This is a genomic window from Flavobacterium sp. GCM10023249, assembly GCF_042653365.1.
Lineage (GTDB): Bacteria > Bacteroidota > Bacteroidia > Flavobacteriales > Flavobacteriaceae > Flavobacterium.
In genome coordinates this window covers 455,051-479,907 of the sequence record NZ_JBHSHZ010000006.1, presented here as the reverse complement: position 1 = coordinate 479,907, position 24,857 = coordinate 455,051, and the positions used below count along the sequence as shown (strand labels likewise).

Genomic DNA, 24,857 nt, shown 5'->3' with positions numbered 1-24,857 from the left:
CAATTTCCAGGCTTTTCACTTCAAAAAGCTATCACTTTAATCAGGGCTAAATATTCAAAAAAAAGCATACATTTGCACGAAATATAACAAATCAACTTAAAAAAGTTACAATGTCAACAATAGCGCAACAATTCGGAATTACCGAGGCCTTACAACAATTAGGTATTAAAGAAATAAACTTGGGATCTTCTACAGGTTCCAACTGGTTTGCTAATGGCGAAATCATCGAATCCTTCTCTCCGGTTGACGGAAAATTGATCGGAAAAGTACAAGCTTCAACTGCAGCAGATTACGAAAAAGTAATGCAGGCAGCAACTGAAGCGTTCAAAACGTTCAAAGTAATGCCAGCTCCAAAAAGAGGAGAAATCGTTCGTCAGTTTGGTGAAAAACTAAGAATTCACAAAGATGCATTAGGGAAATTGGTTTCTTATGAGATGGGGAAATCTTTGCAAGAAGGTTTAGGTGAAGTACAGGAAATGATCGATATCTGTGATTTCGCAGTTGGTCTTTCTCGTCAGTTGCACGGTTTAACTATGCACTCTGAGCGTTTCGGTCACAGAATGTATGAGCAATATCACCCACTTGGAGTTGTAGGAATTATTTCTGCGTTCAACTTCCCGGTAGCAGTTTGGGCTTGGAATACAGCATTAGCTTGGATCTGTGGTGACGTTTGTGTTTGGAAAGCATCAGAAAAAACACCTTTGTGTTCTATTGCTTGTCAAAACATTATCGCTGAAGTACTAAAAGAAAATAACTTACCGGAGGGTATCTCTTGTATCATTAATGGAGACTACAAAATTGGAGAGTTAATGACGCACGATAAGAGAGTTCCATTGGTATCTGCAACAGGTTCTACACGTATGGGTAAATTAGTTGCTCAAGCTTGTGCAGCTCGTTTGGGTAATTCTTTATTGGAATTAGGTGGAAACAATGCGATTATCGTAACTCCAGACGCCGATATCAAAATGACAGTTATCGGAGCAGTATTCGGAGCTGTGGGAACTGCGGGACAACGTTGTACTTCGACTCGTCGTTTGATTATTCATGAAAGTATTTATGATAAAGTGAAAGATGCGGTTGTAGCGGCTTATGGTCAGTTACGTATTGGAAATCCTTTGGATCAAAATAACCACGTAGGGCCACTTATTGATAAAGATGCGGTGGCAGCGTATAACAATGCATTGGAAAAAGTAGTAGCTGAAGGTGGAAACATTATTGTAGAAGGTGGAGTTCTTTCTGGTGAAGGTTACGAAAGTGGTTGTTATGTGAAACCAGCTATTGCTGAAGCTCAAAACCATTTCGAAATCGTTCAGCATGAAACCTTTGCGCCGGTATTGTACTTATTGAAATACAGTGGTGATGTTCACAATGCTATTGAAGTACAAAACGGAGTAGCACAAGGATTGTCTTCTGCAATTATGACAAATAACTTACGTGAGGCGGAAGCATTCTTATCTCACGCTGGTTCAGATTGTGGTATCGCTAACGTAAATATTGGTACTTCAGGTGCTGAAATCGGTGGCGCTTTCGGTGGTGAAAAAGAAACTGGAGGAGGCCGTGAGTCTGGATCTGATGCTTGGAAAGTTTACATGAGAAGACAAACCAATACAATCAATTATACTACAGATTTGCCGTTGGCACAAGGAATTAAATTTGATTTATAATTCTTTGATTTTTAATAAATTAAAGCGCTGCAATTTTGTAGCGCTTTTTTTATATCCCTTATTTTAGGGAGTATTATTTTTCCTTAAAGTCGTTAATCGGATTATCAAAACATCTTATCGAAAACTCTTGCCAAAAAGTGTTAAGAAGGAATTTAATGTATAATTTTATTCCAAATACCACACCCATTTTATTGTGAATTACTAAGAATTCAACTTTCTGTTTCGGCAACTTCAGATGCTGAACATTTTTTTTATTATCCTCTTAGTATTCAGTTAATCAGCTTTCAATACTATTATTAACTAAAAAAAGAATCGATTATGAAGATAACTCGACTTTTATTCTTATTGTGTATTTGCACGTTTAGAAGCTTTGGGCAAGATTGTGGTTTTTCGTTCACTTTAAATGCCGATGCTACCGATATATGTCCCAACGGATCAGTAAACATAACTATGTCTGACAGTGAGACTGGTATTGACTACAACTTAGTTGACGTCAGTACAAACAGCACAATTGCTACCATTGCCAATTCTCCGGGAGGTACCATTACTTTCAATGGTGTTTTTCCCTCTGCAAGCACTACTTACAAAGTAACGGCAGGCAATCCAGTGGTTTGTGATTATGCTGCTTTTACTACATCGGTTACAGTTTATTCTTTACCTGATATTGTTTTGTCCTCAGTAAGCGAAAATCAAACGGTTTGTATCAATGCGCCATTAGTTGACATTAGCTTTAGTGTAACCAACGCCACAGGAGCGTCAGCAAGTAATTTGCCCCCAGGCGTAACCGGGAATTATGATTCTGGAACTGGAATTTATACGATTAGTGGATCGCCAACTGTTTCAGGAACTTTTAATTATACTGTTACTACTAGTGGTGGTTGTAATCCATCAGATTCATTGGGTGGTACAATTACTGTAACCCCGGCGATGACTTTGGCCTTAACTTCGGCCAACAACAATCAAACACGTTGTGTTAATGCGTCAATTGCAAATATCACCTATGCTGTAGGCAATGCAACTGGGGCTTCAACCAGCGGATTGCCGGCGGGAGTAACCGGAAGTTATAATTCAGGTACAGGTGTGTATACGATTAGTGGATCGCCAACTGTTTCAGGAACTTTTAATTATACTGTAACTACCAGTGGTGGTTGTAATCCATCTGCTGCTTCAGGTGGTACAATTATTGTAACCCCAGCAATGACTTTAGCCTTAACTTCGGCGAATAATAATCAGACAATTTGTATCAATACTGGAATTGCATCAATTACCTATGCTGTAGGCAATGCAACCGGCGCTTCTGTTATTGGTTTACCAGCGGGAGTAACCGGAAGTTATAATTCAGGTACAGGTGTGTATACGATTAGTGGATCGCCAACAGTTTCAGGAACTTTTAATTATACTGTAACTACTAGTGGTGGGTGTAATCCATCAGATTCATTGGGTGGTATAATTACTGTAACCCCAGCAATGACTTTGGCTTTAACTTCGGCTAATAACAATCAAACCCGTTGTGTTAATGTGGCAATAGCAAATATCAGCTATGCTGTAGGCAATGCAACTGGGGCTTCTGCTAGTGGTTTACCAGCGGGGGTAACCGGAAGTTATAATTCAGGTACAGGTGTGTATACGATTAGTGGATCGCCAACTGTTTCAGGAGCTTTTAATTATACCGTGACTACCAATGGTGGTTGTAACCCATCTGCTACTTTAGGTGGTACATTTACTGTAACCCCAGCAATGACTTTGGCTTTAACTTCGGCCAATAACAATCAAACCCGTTGTGTTAATGTGGCAATAGCAAATATCACCTATGCTGTAGGCAATGCAACTGGGGCTTCTGCTAGTGGTTTACCAGCGGGAGTAACCGGAAGTTATAATTCAGGAACGGGTGTTTTTACGATAATTGGAGCTCCAACTGTTACTGGATCATTTAATTATACCGTAACTACCAGTGGAGGTTGTACTCCGGCAGCATCTTTAGGCGGAACGATAACTGTTCCTCCAGCAATGAGTTTGTCTTTGACATCAAGTAATAATAATCAAACTGTTTGTATCAATGCAGCGATTGCTAATATAACTTATAATGTTGGTAATGCGACAGGAGCTTCGATAAGTGGCTTACCTGCAGGAGTCTCCGGCAATTATAGCGGAGGAATATTCACTATCAGTGGAACACCAACGGTTTCAGGAACGTTCAATTATACTGTAACTACCAGTGGAGGTTGTACTCCAGCAGCATCTTTAGGTGGAACTATAACGGTAACGCCAGCGATGACAATTGCTTTGACTACAGCCAATAACAACCAGACAGTTTGTATCAATTCTTCTATTACGAATATTAGATATTCAATTGGAAACGGTACTGGCGCATTAGTGGTGGGTTTACCTGCTGGTCTTTCCGGAACTTATAATCCAGGACCTGGAACCTATACGATTAGCGGAAGTCCAACCGTATCCGGCACATTTAACTACACCGTAAGTGCAACGGGTGGTTGTAATAATCCTCCAGCTACATTAGGTGGAACGATAACGGTAACACCAGCCATGTCATTGGCTTTAACATCAGCCAATAATGTTCAAAACCGTTGTATTAATGTTGCCATAGGAAGTATTACTTACACTGTTAGCAATGCAACAGGCGCTTCAGTAACCGGTTTGCCTGGCGGGGTGACCGGAAGTTATAGCGGGGGTCTATTTACAATTAGTGGAACTCCAACTGCTTCGGGAACATTTAACTACACAGTGACTACAAATGGCGGTTGTAATCCTGCTGCATCTTTAGGAGGAACGATTACAGTAACACCAGCCATGACTTTGTCGTTAACATCGGCAAATAATAATCAAACTGTTTGTATCTCTACTGCACTTGCAAATATTAATTATAACGTTGGTAATGCTACAGGAGCTTCGGCGAGCGGATTACCATCTGGGGTGGTTGGTAATTATAATGCAGGAGTTTTTACAATTAGTGGTGTACCAACAGTGTCGGGAACTTTTAATTATACCGTGACTACAAGTGGAGGTTGTAATCCTGTTGCTTCTTTGGGAGGTACTATTACAGTTACTCCGGCGATGACTTTGGCCTTGACTTCTGCGAACAATGTTCAAACCCGTTGCATCAATGTAGCGATTGCTAATATAACGTATACTGTAGGGAATTCGACCGGAGCTTCGGCAAGTGGTTTGCCTGCGGGGGTTACCGGCAATTATAGCGGAGGAACATTTACTATCAGTGGAACACCAACAGTTTCAGGAACTTTTAATTATAGCGTGACTACAAGTGGCGGTTGTAATCCTGTTGCTTCTTTGGGAGGTACTATTACAGTTACTCCGGCGATGACTTTGGCCTTGACTTCTGCGAACAATGTTCAAACCCGTTGTATCAATGTAGCGATTGCCAATATTACGTATAATGTGGGTAATGCGACAGGAGCTTCAGCAAGTGGTTTGCCTGCGGGTGTTACCGGCAATTATAGCGGAGGAATATTCACTATCAGTGGGACACCAACAGCATCCGGAACATTTAACTATACAGTGACAACCAGTGGTGGATGTAATCCGGCAGCTACTCTAGGAGGTACTATTACGGTTACTCCGGCTATGACTTTGGCCTTAACTTCAGGTAATAACAATCAAACCCGTTGTATCAATGTAGCGATTGCCAATATTACGTATTCGGTTGGCAATTCGACCGGAGCTTCGGCAAGTGGTTTGCCTGCGGGTATAACCGGCAATTATAGCGGAGGGATATTTACTATCAGCGGAACACCAACAGTATCCGGAACATTTAATTATACGGTGAATACCATCGGTGGTTGTAATCCTGTTGCTTCTTTGGGAGGAACGATTACAGTTACTCCAGCAATGACGTTAGCTTTAACATCAGCGAATAATAATCAAACTCGTTGTATCAATGTAGCGATTGCGAATATTAGTTATAATGTGGGTAATGCAACTGGCGCTTCAGCAAGTGGTTTGCCTGCAGGTGTAACCGGGATTTACAGCGGAGGAATATTCACTATCAGCGGAACTCCAACAGCATCCGGAACATTTAACTATACAGTGACAACAAGTGGTGGTTGTAATCCTGTAGCTTCTTTAGGAGGTACTATTACGGTTACGCCAGCAATGACATTGGCTTTAACATCAGCTAATAATAATCAAACCCGCTGTATCAATGTAGCGATTGCCAATATTACGTATTCTGTTGGTAATTCGACAGGAGCTTCGGTAGTGGGATTGCCTTCAGGGGTTAATGGGAATTATAGTGGAGGTATATTTACTATTAGTGGATCACCAACAGTTTCGGGGACATTCAATTATACTGTGACTACGACAGGTGGATGTAATCCTGCAGCTGCTTTGGGAGGTACTATTACCGTGACTCCGGCGATGACATTGACATTGACTTCAGCGAATAATACCCAAACGGTTTGTAATCGTACACCAATTGTTACTATTACCTATTCGGTAGGAAATGCAACAGGGGCTTCGGTAAGTGGTTTACCAGCAGGTGTAACTGGGAATTATAGTGCTGGTGTATTTACTATTAGTGGATCACCAACAGTATTCGGAACATTTAACTATACCGTGACAACCAGTGGCGGTTGTAATCCGGTAGCTTCTTTAGGAGGAACGATTACATCCATTCAAGAATCTATAGATGGAGCGGTAACTGTTTCACAACCAGGTGTTACGCCAGTGGTTAACATCATTACATTGTGTCATTCGGGAAGTGGTACTCTTTATCTAAGTGGCCATGTGGGTGCCGTATTACGTTGGGAATATTCTTCAAATGGAGGGTTGTCATGGATAGCTGTCGACAATACTTCAGATACCTATGATTATGTAAATCTGACTCAAAGTACTGTTTTTAGGGCTGTTGTTCAAAATACCGGTTTATGTAGTATTGCTTATTCGGCAAGTTCGATGGTAAATGTTATTCCAAACGTAAAACCGAATCCAGTAGTGGCAACACCGCCAATTATTTGTAACGGACAAAGTTCGGTGCTTACCTCTCAAAGTGGATTTGCTACGAGCCAGAATCTGGCTACCGGAGGTACCTTTAACGATGCCAATCCAGGAGGATGGGGAACTGATGGTCAATTTACCGGAAACTATCTTTCTTCCAGCGGAAGTAATACTAATGAAAACCCTTTCGCGTTGAGTGCGAGTAACAATGGAACCTATTCAGGTATATTATGTGGCTCTTCCGGAAAATTCGCCATAGTGCATGGTGATATTTGGGGAGCACCAAATAACGGGACTTCTTATATGGAAACCATGGCATTTAGTACTTTTGGGTTAAGCAGTGCAAACTTACAGTTCAATCATGCTTACCGATTGTATCCGGGAGCCAATATAAAAATTGAACTTTCGTTAAATGGAGGTACATCTTATCCAATTACACTTTATACACAAACGGGATCAGCTCCTTATGTTGAACAGACACCGTTTAATATTTTCACGACTTTATTGAATTTGAATTTGGATGCTTATATCGGTCAGCCGAATATGCGAATCAAGTTTACTTATTTCTCTAACAATACAGACAGTTTATGGGTGCTGGATAACATTACGATTCCGCAAGCGCCAGTTGGTTTGACTACTGAATGGGTTGATGTGAGTACCAATACGGTCATTAGTACTACTTCAACTGCTACAGTATCACCAACTGTAACTACTACATACGCTGTTACTTCATTATTGAGTGGATGTGCTAGTACCGGACCAGAGGGAACCACTTATGTAACCGTAACCGTTAATCCAAGACCAACAGCTGCTATTGGAACATCTCATACCATTTGTAATAATACATCAACTACACTTAGTATCAATCTGACTGGAACTGGGCCATGGTCTATTACCTATAATGATGGAACTGTTAGCACTACTGTAAATAATGTAAATACGAATCCTTATATCATTACGACTCCCGTTTTAACCACTAATAAAACATATACTGTTACGGCATTAAGTGATGCCAATTGTGTGGCTGTTCCAGCAGATATTTTAGGAAGTGCGGTTGTCACAGTGTTGAATGGTACAGTTGGATTGTGGACAGGAGCTGTAAGTGATGACTGGTTTGATTGTTTGAATTGGGCTGGTGGAGTTCCAACTATAAATGATGACGCAGTAATTCCTGCAGGTGTTCCGAATATGCCAGTGATTAGTGGTGGTGGTGCCAGATCTGCATTGGCAGTTGGTCCTGCTACAGCCAGAGACTTAATAGTTAATACTAATGCGTCACTTACGATGAATAGTGGTTCTATATTGCAGATTGGTAGAAATTGGCGAAATAGCGGTGTGTTTAATTATGGAACAGGGACGGTCGAATTCGTTGGGTCAACACTCAATCAGGTTCAGTTGATTAACACTGGTATCAAAACTAATGAAGGATTTTATAATTTGACACTCAGAAACAGTAATGGTGCAAAAGGAGTTAATTTGCCTGATGCCTTCGAATTAACGGTTGAAAATAACCTAACATTGGAAAGTGGAGATTTACGTTTAACTGGTGAAGCGCAATTGGTTCAATTAGGTGAAGATTCAAATCCTTTAGTAGGAACGGGTAAATTGTTAAGAGATCAACAAGGGACTAAAAGTAGTCGCCATTATAATTATTGGTCATCACCAGTGAGTACTGACAATGTTAATTATAGTTTGGGAGCGATTTTAAAAGATGGAACCGATGTAACTACCAATCCGTTTAGCACTACTAATATTTTATTTGGCATTGGATATGACTTTGCAGATGGTCCTGTGTCCAATCCAATTAAAATTAGTACGAGATGGATTTATAAATATTCTCCATCTAGTTTAGGATATAATGGATGGATAAGTATAGCACAAAACGGATCGATTAAAGCTGGAGAAGGTTTTACCATGAAAGGTGTTGATGGAACTGCCTTAGCATCCAATTCCCAAAATTATGTTTTTACTGGAAAACCGAATAATGGAGATATTACCCTTCCTTTCGGAGCAGGTCAAAAATATTTAGTTGGGAATCCTTATGCTTCTGCTTTGGATGCCGATGAATTTATTCGTGATAATATTAAAGATGGAGGTAGAGCAACAACGAACGTTATCAATGGAGCACTTTATTTTTGGGATCATTTTGGAGGATATTCACATTACTTGGCTGATTATGTAGGCGGTTATGCAACCTATACTCTGATGGGTGGGGTGGTAGCTGTATCTAATGATCCTAATACAGCCAATACCGGTCAGACAGGTTCTAAAATACCTAAAAAATACATTCCGGTGGCACAAGGGTTTTTTGTTAGTTCTTCTACAGACAACTCATTGATTGCCAATAATCCGAATTTAATTTCGCCTATTACTGGAGGTACTTTGGTTTTCAAAAATAACCAACGAAAATTTGCAAGAGAATCTGGTGGAAATTCATTGTTTATTCGACCGGGAGAACCAATTGATGAATCAGATTCGGATGCGCGAGAAAAAATACGAATTACTTTTAAATCACCATCAGGAACCTACAGACAATTACTTTTGGGTGCTGATCCAAGTGCTAGTAGTTATTATGATTTAGCATACGATGCGCCAATGATTGATGTTAAACCGGAAGATATGTATTGGCAATTGGGTAATAGTAAATTCATTATTCAAGCATTGTCGGATTTTAATTCGGGACAAAAGGTAGCATTAGGAATCAAAATTGAAACTCCAGGTGTTAGTACCATTGCGATTGATAATCTTGAAAATATCGCTAACCATAAAGAAATTTATATTTATGATGAACTTACGGGTATCAGCCATGATTTGAGAGCCTCTAATTTTGAAATTAACTTGGAAAAAGGAGAATACTTGAACCGTTTTTCATTGCGATTTGCCAAACCAATACTAAATACGATTTCAGATGCATTGAATGTCTATTTTACCTCGGTTGATTATTCGCTTAACATTACAGGAAACAAGTCGATTGTGAAAGAAGTGTATGTTTTTGATATTCTTGGACAATTAGTTGTACAACCGGATATTGAAAATCCTTCGAACGCAAGTATCAAAATACCAATCAAACAGTTTGCTCAAGGAACTTATATTGTAAAAGTAATTTCCAATAATGGTGAGCTAACTAAAAAAATAGTATTGGAATAATAGTTGTTAGTTGATTTTTAAAATGGAAAGAGCTCTCCTTGTTTATAGGAGAGCTCTTTTTAGTGTATAAATTGATACGATTTATTTTGTTTTCTTAACGTATTGTGTCAAAATTACAATGTGTTGACCTTCCACTCTGCCTTCAATTTGATCGGCATTGTCCCAGACCAATTTGATGTTGTGCACTGCAGCACCTCTTTTTGCTGTAAAATTTGCTCCTTTTACATCCAAATCTTTAATCAATACTATTGAATCACCATCTGACAAAATATTACCATTACTGTCTTTGTGAATGATTTTTCCTTCATCATCATCGCCTTCACCTGTAGCTTTAGCCCATTCCAAAGCTTCCTCATCCAGGTACATCATATCGAGTAAATCGTTCTTTTTCAGTCGAGTTAACATTCGCCATGCCACAATTTGTACCGGTAGATTTTCATTCCACATACTATCTGATAAGCAATGCCAGTGGTTAGCATCTGTCGTTTCAGGGTTCTCTATTTGAGAAACACAGGTTTTACAGGCCAAAATGGATTGTTCTAGACTTTCGATGGTGTTAGGCGCAACATTAAATACCTGCAAATCGTGAGGATTGCCACACAATTCACACAAAGAATTGCTTCTGTCTTTAAGTTTTTTTTCTATTACGCTCATTATAAGTTGAATACCATACTAAAGTTAGCGTAAAATTGGTTGTTAAGTTCTTCAAAACCTTGAACGTTTGTATCGTATTTAGCAAAAGGAACACCGAATTCAGTTTGTAATCCGAAACCTTCCGAAAAGAAATAACGAACGCCTAAATGACCACCAAAGTTTTTTACTCCTAAATCCAAACCTGGGTAAATGTCTATTTGTTCCGGTAATGTCATAACGTTACCTATGTTGGCATTGAATCTCAATTTAGCATCAATACGATCTTTAAATTTAGGTTTAATGGTTTCGTCTGCAACAGTTACTTCTTTAACATCCAATAAATAAGAGGCAGAGAAACCGATTGAGATATTTTCACCTAAACCAAAATCAGAGCCTACATTCAAACCGGTTCCGCCGTCTTGAAAATTAGCACCAATGTGCATTTTTGTATCTCCTTTACCGGTATAAGCTTGTTGAGCATTTGCAAGAAATGCCGAGAACAAGAATACCAATGTTAAAATTTTATTGTTCATTTTTTTGTAAATTAATTCAGGGGCAAAGATAATAAGTTCCGTTTAATTTCGTCCATTTTCATTAGGGTACAATTTGTATACTGGATCGCTTTGCCAAAATTGCTTGGAATCGATATCCAAAACAGTTAATGGACCTTTAAATGCGGCGCCTGTGTCTACATTCCATACATTGGCTTTATTAACAGGAATGGTTTGTCCGATTTGAGTAACTGGTGTGTGACCGATATAGATTTCATGGTATAGACTCAGTCTTTTAGGAAAATAAGGTGAATCTTTAGGTATCGATGGATCGAGTGATAACGCTAATTCCCATAAAGTACGGTCCCAGTAAAGCATTCTAGGGAAATGTTCTATAGTTACTCCTTTGAGGTTCGTAAATCCGGCGTGGATAAAAAGCCGATTTTGTTCGTCAATATGGTAGTTTTTTAGTTTTAATAAAAAATCAATGTGTTTTTCTTTAGACGATTCGCTGCAATTTTCATAGGCTTTCACTGTAGATTCCCCACCATGATTGTACCACATTGGGTTGTCATGGTTGTTTTGTAACCAGTGCAAAACCAGTTCGTCATGATTGCCTCTCATGAAAATGCAAAAATATTTTTTCTCTAAATCTATAAGAAAATCAAGCAGTTGAGGTGATTCACTCCAACCGTCTAGGTAGTCGCCCAAAAATATTAATGTATCATTTGCCGTTATCTTAACCTGATTTAAAACTTGTTGTAAAGCTTTTAAACCACCATGAATATCGCCAATTACCAAAGTCCTTTTAACCATTTAATTGTAATTTAACAAAATATGCGGAAATTCCTCAATTCTTTGTCGAAAATCCTTTATAATTTAGAAAATTATAAATGACACCGCTTTTTGAATTAAAAAAAAGCATTTCCAAAAACAAATAGTAACCTTAAAATTTTGAATTATGAAAACTTTAGTCCTATCTATCAGCTTTTTTGTATTGACAGTATCGCCTTTAACCTGTTCGTCTGAAATTTCGACATTTACAGGAGAAGAAGAACAAACACCCTCTGTTCAAGAGAATGTTCAGGAAACTGTTGAGATTGATCCAATCGTTATGCCTAAAAAACCATAGCCTCAACATTGCAATTGTTATACAAAAATAAAAAGAATTAACCGCCAAATAATGTAACATTATGAAAATTTTAGTTTTGTCCATAAGTTTTTTCATATTAACAGTTTCTCCTTTTACTTGTTCCTCAGAAGTAATTGAAGTTGCTGAAAATCAAGAACAAGCCCCGGCTGCATTAGATGCTGTTCAAGAAAATGTTGAAATAGATCCTATTGTAATGCCTAAAAAACCATAGACGCCCCCAATGAGTTGTAATATATTAGATGTAAATAACTTTTAAAATTAATATCATGAAAACAATTGTGTTGTCTCTTAGCTTTTTTGTGTTGACTGTGTCACCATATACATGTACATCAGAAATGATGGAAGAAAATAAAGAAAAAATAAATCAAAATGCACTCGAAAATTCGCATCATTTCCAAAGCGCGGAAATAGATCCAATTGTGATGCCAAAAAAACCGTAATTTCCCTTTAAAAGGTAAATTCAAGTATAAAGCTATTGGTTTTATACAAGAACAATTTCGTTTAATTGTTTAAGCGTAAATAGTTTAAGAGGGTGTTGCAAGAAACAATGTTCTGACAATACGCAATGATTGAAATCCATAATGTCAATAAAACAATGGTTTTGGAAATAGCTAAGGGAACAACAATTAGGTACGAACAATGTGCCATGAAATAGTTCACTTTCCTTTATTTATCTTAATGGTTACGTTTGTTTTGGAGAGAGTCAATAAAATGTTGCAGACTCAGTATTACCAATGTCAGAATGACGAACTTTGGTATTGGTGTGAAAAAAAATGCAGAAATTAGTCCCACATTACTGCTAAATAACCCTTATTTTTTTTAATTGAAAAGAAAAACCTACAATTAAAGTCTGTTTTTATACCATATTTTTTTTTAATGTAGTAGATTTGATAAATAGATATATCAAACTAACAAAATTGAAGAAAATATATTATATACTTTTGTTTTTTGGTCTTTTTTCTTGTCGCGAGGAAAAGAATAACTCTGATTCTGTGTCCAATCAAGAAATAGAATCACTGTTAGTGAAAGCAAATGATTTTGAAATATCGAACAAACAACGAGTAGTAATTGCCAATCAAATACTAACGTTGTTGCAGAATCAACCCAATGATTCTTTAAACCGTGCGCGTTATTTTAAATTAGCTGGCCGTTTTTTTAATGCAGAAGATTATGCCAAATACTTGTATGTTTGTAGAGAGCTGCATAAAATGTCTGATCAAGCCGGGGATACACTCGGAATTGCAAGGAGTTTGAACTATATCGGTGATTACCACTACAGCCGATTCAAAAACGACAGTGCTTATTACTATTACATTAAAACTGAAAAAGCGTATTCGCATCTTAAAGGAAATCCTGAGGTACTTCGCGTAAAATTCTGGAAAGCCAATATCCTATTGCATGAGAAAGATTTTACCGGCGCAGAAACCGCTACAATAAGTATTCTCAAGGAAGCCATGACAGGTAAAGATGCCCGTTTGGTTTATGATTGCTATGTCACTCTAGGTAATGCTTTGGAAGGATTGAATAATCTCGACGAATCTTTGAAGTATTATCAAAAAGCCTTCGAATCGTCTCTTGATCTCAAAAAAGACCCGCAACATTTATTGCTAAAAGCTCAAGCTTACAATTTTATTGGTAGGTTATATCTTAAAAAGGAACAATATGAAAATGCGATTTTTTATTTCAAAAGCGCACTTCAATTCGCCGATTTTAAGAACTCTGATCCCATTATGTATTCCAATTTAATTAATAATTGGGCGTATGCAAAATTAGAATTGAAAGACGAATCTTCAATTGCGATGTTTAACGAAGCAGTACAAATCAGGGAAAAATTCAACAATATACCTGGAATAGTATCTAGCAGAATCAATCTCTCTAAATATTATCTTTTTAAAAAGGATACTATTAAAGCATTGTATTATGGACTTTCTGCCAAGAAAATGGCAAACGAAAGTAAAATTTTTGAAGATGAGTTGTCTTCTTTGAAGCTTTTGGCGAAAATTGAACCACATAAAAACGCAAAATATGTCTCCAGATATATTAAATTATCCGACAGTTTACAGGACGTAGAACGATCTACACGAAACAAATTCGCCAGAATTGAATTCGAAACAGACGAAATCTTAAGTCAAAAGAATAACATCGAAGCCGAAAAAAAGAAAATTTCCATCCAATTATGGGTGATTGTAACTTTAAGTGTTGGTTTACTTTTGTTGATCGTAATGGCCTACATTACCAAATCGCAACATTCTAAAAATAAAGCCTTACAGTTTGAAAGGGAACAGCAGAAAGCCAATGAAGAAATATATAGGCTCATGTTGAGCCAACAAAGTGTAATTGATGAAGCCAGACAAAATGAAAAAAAGAGGATATCCCAAGAGCTTCATGATGGTATTATGAGTAAATTGACTAGTACACGACTCAATTTGTTTATACTGGGTAAAAAAAATGATGAAGAAACAATTCAAAAATGCTTAAATTATATCGCTCAAATACAAGATATCGAAAAAGAGATTCGAAGTATATCGCATGATTTGGCAAAAGAGAATTTTTTGGAAAATGACAGTTTCAATGCGATTGTAGAATCGCTGGTAGAAAGTCAAAGGGTATTCTCTGATATTGATTATGTAATTGAAATTAGTGATGAAATCGACTGGAAAGATATTGAAAGCTCGATAAAGATTAATTTGTATCGAATTTTTCAAGAGTCACTTCAAAATATTTATAAGTATTCACAAGCCAAGAATGTGTTGTTGGAAATTACGAAATCCGAAAAAGGAATCTTGGTTATTATTAAAGATGATGGTCGTGGTTTTGATACCAAGAAAGTCAGAGAGGGAATTGGATTAAAAAATATGCAGTCAAGAATTAAAAGCCTAAACGGTGATTTAAAAATAATTTCCGGAATTAATAAAGGAACAACCATCCAGATTATGATTCCAATTTAAAAGATAAAACATGAATTTGAAAGTTTTAATTGTTGAAGATCATCCTTCCATGATCGAAGGGTATAAAATTATTTTATCTTATAATAATAAAGGATATGAAATTGAAGTGACCTCCGCGTTCAATTGTAAATCAGCTTATGATTTGATAAACGGGAATGAGAAATTCAATGTCATTCTGTTGGATTACAGTTTGCCACCTTACCCCGAAAAAGGAATTAATACTGGAAAAGATTTAGCTGTTCTTGCTAGAAAATTAAATACAGGTGCAAAAATTATTGTATTGACTTCACATTCCGAAGCTTTAATTTTATACGACCTGATCATCACAGCCGAACCGGAAGGAATTCTAGTTAAAAGTGATTTTACAGCCGAAGAGTTACTAAAAGCTTTTGAATTAATCATTGAGGGCGGAAACTATCACAGTACCACCGTTACTCAAAATGTTAGCGAATTGCTATCGAAAAAAATCTACTTGGATAGTTATAATCGCAAGATAATTTCGCTTCTTGCGGAAGGGATAAAAACCAAAAACATCCCTAATTATATGAATTTGTCTATCAGTGCTGTAGAAAAAAGAAAAGTACAAATCAAAGATTATTTCGGAATCGATAAAGGCGGCGATGAAGAAATTATACGAAAAGCTAAAGAAGCTGGATTAATATAAGAATTTACGTACTTTTAACAAAATCGGAGGGAAAACCATAAAAAGGTTTGAAGGAATATTCGGAAATTTACTGTCTATTATCTTCACTATTGGTTTATGATTGCTGAAAGCATATATACAAGCAAAAAAAATCGTTTTTCGCTTTTAATGTCGACTCTTATGGTTGCGGCATTTATAGTGATTGCGCTAAACATTATTTTTGTGCTATTTTATACGCTTAAAAATATGAACGAACCTCTCTTTGATATCCTTACACTTACTTTTAAGGATGGCTATTTGCTTATTAATGGCGAAAAAGTAGGCTTGTCTATTTTGATCAATTTGTTGTTGCTTTTCGTGATTTGGTTAATTATGATATACAGCACACTGAGAGCAATGAATAGAAACTTCATGACTTATTTTTTATAATCCACGTCTTTAATCGTATTTCATTTTTCGAAGAACCCGTAATGCTTCCTTGAAACTTATATAAATGTTTGGATAGGGTTTGAGAAGCGATTTCGCATCAATCAATCGCTGTTTTGCGTCTTCAAATCCATTTAAATAGCAAAGCATAAAAGTAGAGGGTAAGTTTTCAAGATCTTTTTCCTCTCTCTCGCTTAAAATCAATCCTTTTTCCATTTTTTCCAATAAAGCCTTGTTCGAATTGTAAATATGATGTAGTACTTTTTTATTAAACACTGGCGGCTCAAAGAGCATTTGGGTTTCCATTTTGTAATAGCCGTTGTCAAAAAAAGTAATGGTCATTTTTTCCAAAGGATAATAACTGGTTTTGTCATTTAATCCTAACGGAATATATTCAGTTATGACAAAAGTACTGTCAGTGTATTCTATAGTTACTTCGTCTTGTGCCGAATAAAAAAGTTTTATTTGTTCGTTTATTAGTTCAATGTCAACTCTGGAAAAATAAGTGATGTCCCGTATCTTTTTTTTGTTTCCTGCCCAGCAAACCACAAAAAGTTCTTTAAAGACTTTGTGTTTGGTGTCCATATCTTTATGTCGCACATTCATAAAATCCAGCACACCATCAAGTGTATGGGCAATGCTGTTTCTGGAATTGTTTTCGATACTGATAACCGTTTCTATGTTTTGTTTGGAATAAGGAATCTTATCTTCCGTTGGAATAGTGTTGCTGCCAATCCTTACAAATGTGGTATTTGCTACTATAGTGTGGATCCCTTTTTTGAAATAAGAAGTTTTATGATTGGGTTTGATCGTAACTAATCCGATTACCTTGTCTTTTGGTAAATGCGGAAATGGAACGTTTTCATACTGTATTTTGGGAGGATTTTCTAAAAAGGCATTGACGAGGTTCTGGATACGGCTGTCGTCAAAAAAATCGTCGCCCACAATTTCATTGCTCTCATCTTCAACACCAACAACGATATATGAATTATTGTTTGGATTGGAATTGGATAACGCGCAGATATGCTTCAAAAATTTGCCTTTTCCTTCTCTTGTATGCAGATTCAATTGTCGTTTTTTATCATAAAAACTATTCTCATCATTGTGAGCCAATAAGTTCTTGATAAGTAGTCTCTTATTAATCATTATCCGGGAATAGATATACTAAAATACATTTTTTAGCGTTAATTCAATATTATTAATTCAAAAACCCAAGCTATGAGAATCAATAATTTGAAATTTTTAGGCCTACTTTTAATTGTCTTTGCAACGTTTTCCGTAGTAAGTTGTAGTGATAACGATGATACTGAAAAAACATCAAAAGTAAATGTTAGAATGACCGACGCCCCAGGCGATTATGAAGCCGTTAATGTTGAAGTCTTAGACGTTATGATAAAATCCGACGCAGGGACCGATGACAGTGGATGGATAAGTATTGGAACTGCAACACCGCAAGTTTATAATTTGTTAGACTTGACAGGTGGCGTAAATGCTTTATTAGCAGATGGAGCTGTTATTCCTTCAGGGAAATTAGGACAAATTCGATTGATTTTAGGTGACGAAAATACAGTGGTAAAGGATGGCGTAACGTATCCTTTAAAAACACCAAGTGCACAACAATCGGGATTGAAACTTTTGGTGAATCAAACGTTGGAACCAGGGTTTACTTATGATTTCTTGTTGGATTTTGATGTGGATAAGTCTATTGTAGTGGAAGCAGGAAGTTCTGGTAATTTTAATTTGAATCCTGTTATCAGAGTTTCTTCGGTTGTGAATTCCGGAAGCATTGCAGGTACTGTAACCACAACACCTGCGGGAGTTCAAGTATTGGCATCTGTTCTGGTGAATGGAGTAGCTGTTTCTGCATTTGCAGACGCTGAAGGAAAATTCCAAATAAATGGTGTTCCAGCAGGTACATATAGTGTTACACTAACACCGGATCCTACTTCGGGTCTTGCGCCACTAGTAGTTGATAACGTGGTTGTTGTAAACGGTCAGGTTACCAATATCGGTGCGCTGAGTATATAAAAATCTTGATTTTAGTTAGTTCTAAGCACCAGCCTTTCTCTCATTCGGGCTGGTGCTTTTTATTTTAAGGGACTTTGTTACCCATGCTTTCGGTCCATACGGCAAACCAATCTTCCAAATTCAATTGCAAAGTGCAGGCTTCGGATGCGTTTTTTAGACGCGCGGGTGTAGTGGTTCCGATTACTGGTAAAATACCACTAGGATGTTGTAAAATCCAGGCAAGTAAAATGGTGTCAGTTGTGGTTTGGTATTTTTGACTCAATTGCTTTAAAAGTTCTTGTAACCGTTCAGTTTGCTCATTTTTTTCTCGAAATACATTTCCCAGCGGATTCCAAGACATGGGTGTAATTTGATGTACTTGCATAAAGTCCAAATCACCATTGGTCATTGCTTCATGATGAGTTGCTGAAAATTGAATTTGATTATAATCGATCTTTATTTTTTGTTGAATGAGTTCGGTTTGTGATGAGGTGAAATTGGAAACCCCAAAACTTCTTATTTTGCCCTGAAATTTTAGTTTGTCAACCGCTTCAGCTATTTCATCAGCATTCATGAGTGGACTAGGTCTGTGTAATAATAAAACGTCGAGATAATCTGTTTTTAAATTTTGTAACGATTGGTCAACACTCCAAAGAATATAGTCTTTAGAGTAATCGTAGTGTTTGATGCCATAATCTCTCTTTTCAGAAGGATATTTAATACCACATTTTGAAATAATTTGAATAGTATCTCGTTCGAGACCACTTTCTGCGAATGCCTTACCGAATGATTCTTCCGTGGTATGTCCACCATAAATATCGGCATGATCAAATGTGGAAATTTGACGCAGTAAACAACTTTCCATGATTGAAATCATTCCTTTTGTGTCAAGATTTTTTCCCCAGCTTCCCCAAGTCATGGTGCCGGCTATTATTTGGGATAATTTTGGTTTCAAAGTCAATTGAATTAGTAGTTCTTAAAATTTGTCGAAGGTAATCCTAAACAAAGCCTAAAAATAAGCTATTTCTTTAAGATTTAACGCATTATTAACAGCATCAATGTAATTTAATTTTCAATTTGCGTAGTATTAATTGAAATGTTAATTTCACGACCTTAAAAAAATGACGATGGAAGAAAATTCAACGACTTTAGATATAAGAGCCATTAACGAAAAAATAGAGCGTGAAAGTGCTTTTATTGATTTGCTTACTATGGAAATGAACAAAGTAATCGTGGGTCAAAAGCACATGATTGAACGTTTATTGATTGGACTTTTGGGACAAGGGCACATTTTACTGGAAGGTGTACCGGGATTGGCAAAAACTTTAGCTATCAATACATTGTCACAAGCTGTTCACGGAAGTTTTAGTCGTATTCAGTTTACTCCCGATTTACTTCCTGCTGATGTGGTCGGAACTATGATTTATAATGTCAAACAGAATGAATTCACTATAAAAAAAGGACCTGTTTTTGCAAATTTCGTTTTAGCAGATGAAATTAACCGTGCTCCTGCTAAAGTGCAATCGGCACTATTAGAAGCTATGCAGGAAAAACAAGTGACTATCGGAGACTCAACTTTCAAATTAGAAAAGCCTTTCTTGGTATTGGCAACGCAAAATCCGGTCGAACAAGAAGGAACATATCCATTACCTGAAGCGCAAGTGGATCGTTTTATGCTCAAAACGGTAATTGATTATCCTAAGATGGAAGACGAACGTTTAGTGATTCGACAAAACTTAAGTGGGAATGTTGAAAAAGTCAATCCGGTAGTTTCCATAGAGCAAATTCTTCGTGCTCAGCAAGCAGTTGGCGAAGTCTATATGGATGAAAAAATTGAAAAATACATTCTGGATATCGTTTTTGCAACGCGTTACCCAGAAAAATACCGTCTAGAATCGTTAAAGCCTTTAATCAGTTTTGGTGCATCACCTCGTGGAAGTATCAATCTGGCAATGGCAGCAAAATGCTATGCGTTTATCAAACGCCGTGGTTATGTTATTCCGGAAGATGTTCGTGCGGTTGTTCATGATGTATTGCGTCACCGTATCGGAATTACTTACGAAGCAGAAGCTGAAAATATTACTTCAGTCGAAATTATCAATAAGATCGTTAACGAAATAGAAGTGCCATAAAGTAATCAGTCAAAACAGACTAGCCGCAAATTATAGTTTTGTCTATTACTATTGCCTATAAAAATGGATACCAAAGAGTTACTAAAAAAAGTCCGCAAAATTGAAATCAAGACTCGAAGATTGAGTGATCATATCTTCTCGGGAGAATACCATACGTCTTTTAAAGGACGCGGAATGACTTTTTCGGAAGTACGACAATACCAATACGGAGACGATGTCCGAAATATCGATTGGAATGTTACCGCTCGCTACAATGAACCTTACGTAAAAATCTTTGAAGAAGAACGGGAATTGACCATGATGCTTATGGTAGATGTTTCGGGTTCGGAAAGTTTTGGTACTAAAAATCAACTCAAAAGTGAAATAGTAACAGAAATTGCGGCCACATTAGCATTTTCTGCTACTCAAAATAATGACAAAATAGGATTGATCCTGTTTTCAGATGAAATTGAATTGTATATTCCACCCAAAAAAGGGAAGCCGCATGTATTGCGTATAATCCGGGAACTAATAGAGTTTACGCCCAAAAGTAATAAAACGAATATATCACAGGCGATTCAGTTCTTATCAGCAACTCAAAAGAAAAAGGCAATCGTATTTATGATTTCTGATTTTATCGCTGATGATGATTATGAAAAAAACTTAAAGATCGCGAGTAAAAAACATGATATCACGGGAGTCAGAGTCTATGATGTTCGTGAAGAAAAAATGATCGATATCGGATTGGTGGCCATGCAGGATGCTGAAACTGGACAAACACAATGGGTGAATACAGGTTCTGCTAAGGTACGTTTGGAGTTTGAAAAATATTACAACAACAAAGCCGCTTACTTTAAGGAAGTATTTTCAAAATGTGGAGCTGGAACGGTTAATACAAGAGTAGACGAAAGTTATGTAACAAAGTTACTAGGGTATTTTAAATCAAGATGAGATTAATGAAAGTGCTAATAAAATACAGTTTTCTGTTTGTTGTGTTGTGCCAGACTTTGGCCTATTCACAATCGTTGGAAACCAAAATCGATACCACAAAAAATAAGATTGGTGCTCAGTTTACATTGACTCTTACTGTGAAGGGAAATTCATCGACTAAGATCTTTTTTCCTCAAGAAAAATTTTATGGCGGACTAGAAGTGATTGAATCGTATCCGATAGATACAATAAAAGAGGATACAAAATACCAATGGATTAAAAAATACGGTTTAACTCAGTTCGACACAGGAAAATACACTATTCCAAGAATTCCGGTTTTAATCAATAAAAAGACCGTTTTGTCGGATAGTATAAAAATACAGGTCTTCGATGTGAAGGTTGATACATTGAAACAAAAAATGTACGATATCAAACCCATAATGGAGGCAGAAAGGCCGTTTGGTGATTGGTGGAAATATCTTTTAGGAGTATTAGGTGTTTCAGTTTTGGGTTATCTGGCTTACAATTTTTTTAAAAAACACCAGAATAGAACTTCGGAGGAGGAAGAGGTATATAATTCTCCTGTAGAAAAGGCATCTGTACTATTGGAATTGTTGGAAAAGAAAAAGTTGCTGGAAAAGGGTCAGGTTAAAGAATATTATTCCGAAATGACGGATATTGCAAGAGAGTATATTGAAAAAGCAATAGAAATTCCGGCAAAAGAAAGTACAACCTCCGAATTGATTACCTCACTTAGGATAGCTGTAAGCAAAAAGAAAATGAAGTTGGCTAAAGGGAGCCTGGAGGGATTGGAAAAGGTTTTAAATCAAGCCGATTTGGTAAAATTCGCCAAATCCAAACCCCAACAAGAGGAAATTTCAGAAGATACCGATAAAATTAAGAATAGTATACTTTCATTACATGATGCAATACCTGTTGTTGTTGACGATACTAGTTTGAGTTGGCAAAAAGAACAACAAGAGTTTTTGAAGAAACAAAAGCAGAAAAAAACAATTATTGCTTTAAGTGGTATTACGGGGCTGGTTCTACTGTTGGTTCTTACTTTTATTACAATTACCAAAGGAGTCGATTATGTGAAAAATGGGTTTAGTGGATATTCAGCTGAGGAATTGTGGGAAACAGATTGGATTGCTTCTGAGTACGGAAATCCTTCAATTGTAATTGAAACACCCAAGGTATTAAAGCGTTTGGAGCCCAAAAGGGTCATTCCTAAGAATGCGCTGGCGCTGGTTAAAGAAATTCAAATGTTTAGTTTTGGTGCTATCACAGACCATTTTTATATTATGGTTTCCACAACAGGATTTAAGCCTCAAAAAGAAGCTGAAGCCGGCGGAATTTATCACAGCGGAATGTTCAAACAAGACAATGAAATCGATTTGAATGCTGCTTTAGATGCTACGGTAAAAATGATAGAAAGCCAAGGTGTTCAAAATTTGATGGTCAAACAGGAAGCATTTAGTACCGAAAAAGGAGTGAATGGAATTAAAGGTTATGGAACCATGACTGTTGATGGAGAACAGTTATATTACGAGGTAATTCTTTTCAGTCAGTCTGGCGGCTTGCAGCAAGTTATGATTGTACATAAAGATGGCGATGCTTATGGTCAGAAAATTGCGGACCGTATGTTGAATTCAGTCGAACTAAAAATAGTTAAGCAATGATCAAAATTACATTTCTAAATCCTGAGTTTTTTTGGTTGTTTCTGCTATTGCCTTTAGCAGTAGTTTGGTATTTTGTCAAACGTAATGAAGAAAAACCGACCCTAAAAGTAAGTTCCTTGAAAGGTTTCAAGTCATCAGCATCAGTATTGCCTAAGCTTCAACCGATTTTATTCGTGTTGCGAATTTTGGCATTGAGCGCGTTAATAGTAGCTTTGGCGCGACCTCGAACTATTGATCTGAGTAATAAAAACAATGACGCCAACGGTATTGATATAGTGATTGCAACCGATGTTTCAAGTAGTATGTTGGCAAGAGATTTAGAACCAAATAGGTTGGAAGCATTAAAAAATGTTGCCTCAAAGTTTATCATTGAACGTGTCAATGATAGAATCGGGGTGGTAGTTTATGCAGCTGAAGCCTATACGAAAGTACCGGTGACCATAGATAAAGCTGTAGTGTTGAATGCTGTTAATACTATTCAATACGACCGAGTGATACAGGATGGGACTGCTATCGGAATGGGGTTGGCTACAGCGGTCAATAGACTAAAAGACAGTAAAGCCAAGAGCAAAGTTATCATCTTAATGACCGACGGTGTTAACAATTCGGGTTTCTTAGAGCCTGTGATGGCTTCGGAAATTGCAGCTGATTTAGGTATTAAAGTGTATACCATTGGAATAGGAACTAATGGAAATGCTCTTTTTCCTTATTTTTTTCCACCGAATGGACAACCTTTGTTTAGAATGCAACCTGTAGAAATCGATGAAAAATTATTAAAGGAAATTGCCGAAAAGACGGGAGGACGATATTTTAGAGCTATTGATAAGGCAGCTTTGGAAGGGATTTATAAAGAAATTAATAAATTGGAGACCACAAAAATAGAAGAGTTAAAGTATGTTAATTACGACGAAAAATTCAGAATTTTTGCGGGGTTGGCAGGTTTGTTGTTATTGATTGAAATGGTGTTGAGAAATACGATTTTCAGAAGTTTTATTTAAGTTGAAATGTACGAATTAGACGAATCAAAATACTTGTATTTATTACTATTGTTGCCTTTCTTGGTAATTCTTTTTGTATGGATGCAATTCTGGAAACAAAAAAAACAAACCGAGTTTGGGGATTCTGATTTGGTAAAAAAACTAAGTCCTGAAAAATCCAATGTAAAACCAATAGTGAAGTTTGTGCTTTTTCTCTTTGGTATGATTATGTTGATTTTCGGATTGGTTAACCCTAAAATTGGAACAAAGACCGAAAAAGTGAAAAGTAAAGGGATTGATATCGTTTTTGCAATTGATGTTTCTAAAAGTATGCTGGCGGAAGACATTGCCCCCAATCGCTTGGAAAAAAGTAAACAGATTGTTTCACAGGTTATTGGGAATTTAAAAAGCGATCGAATTGGTATTATAGCTTATTCCGGAAGTGCATTTCCAGTTTTGCCTATTACAACGGATTACAATATTGCCAAAATGTATTTGCAAACGATGAATCCTGGGATGATATCTTCTCAAGGTAGTAATCTTAATGAAGCAATTCAACTTACAGAAACATATTTTGAAGGCAGAGAGAAATCCAAAAAACTGCTGATTATGGTGACAGACGGTGAAGATCATTCGGAAGAGGCCGAATCTGCTGCCGGATCTGCTGCCAACAAAGGAATTCAGATAATTACTGTCGGAGTGGGGACAACTTCGGGTGGACCAATTCCAATTAAGAATAATGGCGTGCTTGAAAGTTATCATATCGACAAAGCTACCGGAGATAAAGTAATTACAAAGCTTCGTCCTGAGGCATTACAAGCTATTGCTGATGCATCTAAAGGATATTATGCAGATGGAACCAGCACGAAGCAAGTGGTGAATTTTATTCTGAAAAAAATAAATGCAAGTCAAAAATCAGAGTTTGAAGCGGTTGCAATGGCCGATTTTCAATCGCAATACCAATGGTTTATAGGGGTTGTGTTTTTCGTATTGTTACTTGATGTTTTTTTGTTAGAACGAAAAACGAAATGGGTGCAGAAATTAGATTTGTTTAACGAGAAGAAAGAGAAGTAG

General features: G+C 36.9%; 19 protein-coding genes. 14 read left to right on the top strand and 5 right to left on the bottom strand.

Going from position 1 to position 24,857, the window contains the following annotated elements:
* The first annotated feature begins 110 nt into the window (after nucleotides 1-110).
* On the top strand, nucleotides 111-1,664 hold the full coding sequence (locus ACFO7M_RS03725; RefSeq protein ID WP_379734078.1) for an aldehyde dehydrogenase family protein: 1,554 nt from the start codon (nucleotides 111-113) through the stop codon (nucleotides 1,662-1,664).
* A gap of 318 nt (nucleotides 1,665-1,982) precedes the next feature.
* Entirely contained in the window at nucleotides 1,983-9,782 is a 7,800-nt protein-coding gene (locus tag ACFO7M_RS03720) for a T9SS type A sorting domain-containing protein (protein WP_379734076.1), read from the top strand.
* Between the two features lie 81 nt (nucleotides 9,783-9,863).
* Here ACFO7M_RS03720 and ACFO7M_RS03715 read toward each other — a convergent pair whose 3' ends face one another.
* The 3 genes from ACFO7M_RS03715 to ACFO7M_RS03705 are packed head-to-tail and all read right to left on the bottom strand — an operon-like array spanning nucleotide 9,864 to nucleotide 11,722.
* Entirely contained in the window at nucleotides 9,864-10,436 is a 573-nt protein-coding gene (locus ACFO7M_RS03715; protein ID WP_379717964.1) for a PhnA domain-containing protein, read from the bottom strand.
* Nucleotides 10,436-10,948: a DUF6646 family protein gene (locus ACFO7M_RS03710; protein ID WP_379717966.1), complete on the bottom strand. Its 513-nt coding sequence runs from the start codon at nucleotides 10,946-10,948 to the stop codon at nucleotides 10,436-10,438. The genes ACFO7M_RS03715 and ACFO7M_RS03710 overlap by 1 nt, the downstream gene beginning before the upstream one ends.
* Nucleotides 10,949-10,990: 42 nt before the next feature.
* A complete protein-coding gene (locus tag ACFO7M_RS03705; protein ID WP_379734074.1) occupies nucleotides 10,991-11,722 on the bottom strand; it encodes a metallophosphoesterase in 732 nt (243 codons plus the stop codon).
* A 145-nt stretch (nucleotides 11,723-11,867) separates the two neighbouring features.
* Here ACFO7M_RS03705 and ACFO7M_RS03700 point away from each other — a divergent pair, with 145 nt between their 5' ends.
* From ACFO7M_RS03700 to ACFO7M_RS03675, 6 genes are all read left to right on the top strand, one after another.
* Nucleotides 11,868-12,038: a hypothetical protein gene (locus tag ACFO7M_RS03700; RefSeq protein ID WP_379717970.1), complete on the top strand. Its 171-nt coding sequence runs from the start codon at nucleotides 11,868-11,870 to the stop codon at nucleotides 12,036-12,038.
* Nucleotides 12,039-12,099: 61 nt separating this feature from the next.
* The gene (locus tag ACFO7M_RS03695) at nucleotides 12,100-12,270 is read left to right on the top strand and encodes a hypothetical protein (RefSeq protein WP_379717972.1); all 171 of its coding nucleotides are present in this window, start codon (nucleotides 12,100-12,102) and stop codon (nucleotides 12,268-12,270) included.
* Nucleotides 12,271-12,325: 55 nt separating this feature from the next.
* On the top strand, nucleotides 12,326-12,499 hold the full coding sequence (locus tag ACFO7M_RS03690; RefSeq protein ID WP_379734072.1) for a hypothetical protein: 174 nt from the start codon (nucleotides 12,326-12,328) through the stop codon (nucleotides 12,497-12,499).
* Nucleotides 12,500-12,976: 477 nt separating this feature from the next.
* Nucleotides 12,977-15,007: a tetratricopeptide repeat-containing sensor histidine kinase gene (locus ACFO7M_RS03685; protein ID WP_379734070.1), complete on the top strand. Its 2,031-nt coding sequence runs from the start codon at nucleotides 12,977-12,979 to the stop codon at nucleotides 15,005-15,007.
* 10 nt (nucleotides 15,008-15,017) lie between these two features.
* Nucleotides 15,018-15,671 (top strand): response regulator, encoded by a 654-nt coding sequence (locus ACFO7M_RS03680; protein WP_379717978.1) that lies wholly within the window; start codon nucleotides 15,018-15,020, stop codon nucleotides 15,669-15,671.
* Between the two features lie 225 nt (nucleotides 15,672-15,896).
* Nucleotides 15,897-16,079, top strand: a complete 183-nt coding sequence (locus ACFO7M_RS03675) for a hypothetical protein (RefSeq protein ID WP_379717980.1) — start codon at nucleotides 15,897-15,899, stop codon at nucleotides 16,077-16,079.
* Nucleotides 16,080-16,088: 9 nt separating this feature from the next.
* Here the strand turns inward: ACFO7M_RS03675 and ACFO7M_RS03670 are convergent, their stop codons facing one another.
* Nucleotides 16,089-17,222 (bottom strand): ATP-binding protein, encoded by a 1,134-nt coding sequence (locus ACFO7M_RS03670; RefSeq protein ID WP_379717982.1) that lies wholly within the window; start codon nucleotides 17,220-17,222, stop codon nucleotides 16,089-16,091.
* 72 nt (nucleotides 17,223-17,294) lie between these two features.
* Between ACFO7M_RS03670 and ACFO7M_RS03665 the strand changes: the two genes are divergently transcribed.
* On the top strand, nucleotides 17,295-18,104 hold the full coding sequence (locus ACFO7M_RS03665) for a DUF4382 domain-containing protein (RefSeq protein WP_379717984.1): 810 nt from the start codon (nucleotides 17,295-17,297) through the stop codon (nucleotides 18,102-18,104).
* 64 nt (nucleotides 18,105-18,168) lie between these two features.
* Here ACFO7M_RS03665 and ACFO7M_RS03660 read toward each other — a convergent pair whose 3' ends face one another.
* Complete coding sequence (locus ACFO7M_RS03660) at nucleotides 18,169-19,038, bottom strand: aldo/keto reductase (RefSeq protein WP_379734068.1); 870 nt, start codon at nucleotides 19,036-19,038, stop codon at nucleotides 18,169-18,171.
* Nucleotides 19,039-19,210: 172 nt separating this feature from the next.
* Between ACFO7M_RS03660 and ACFO7M_RS03655 the strand changes: the two genes are divergently transcribed.
* From ACFO7M_RS03655 to ACFO7M_RS03635, 5 genes are all read left to right on the top strand, one after another.
* The gene (locus ACFO7M_RS03655; RefSeq protein WP_379734066.1) at nucleotides 19,211-20,215 is read left to right on the top strand and encodes an AAA family ATPase; all 1,005 of its coding nucleotides are present in this window, start codon (nucleotides 19,211-19,213) and stop codon (nucleotides 20,213-20,215) included.
* 63 nt (nucleotides 20,216-20,278) lie between these two features.
* Nucleotides 20,279-21,145 carry a DUF58 domain-containing protein gene (locus ACFO7M_RS03650; RefSeq protein WP_379717990.1) on the top strand — a complete coding sequence of 289 codons (867 nt, stop codon included), beginning with the start codon at nucleotides 20,279-20,281 and terminating at the stop codon, nucleotides 21,143-21,145.
* A gap of 5 nt (nucleotides 21,146-21,150) precedes the next feature.
* Entirely contained in the window at nucleotides 21,151-22,806 is a 1,656-nt protein-coding gene (locus ACFO7M_RS03645) for a BatD family protein (protein ID WP_379734064.1), read from the top strand.
* The gene (locus tag ACFO7M_RS03640; RefSeq protein ID WP_379734063.1) at nucleotides 22,803-23,804 is read left to right on the top strand and encodes a vWA domain-containing protein; all 1,002 of its coding nucleotides are present in this window, start codon (nucleotides 22,803-22,805) and stop codon (nucleotides 23,802-23,804) included. The genes ACFO7M_RS03645 and ACFO7M_RS03640 overlap by 4 nt, the downstream gene beginning before the upstream one ends.
* A gap of 6 nt (nucleotides 23,805-23,810) precedes the next feature.
* Nucleotides 23,811-24,857 (top strand): VWA domain-containing protein, encoded by a 1,047-nt coding sequence (locus ACFO7M_RS03635; protein WP_379734062.1) that lies wholly within the window; start codon nucleotides 23,811-23,813, stop codon nucleotides 24,855-24,857.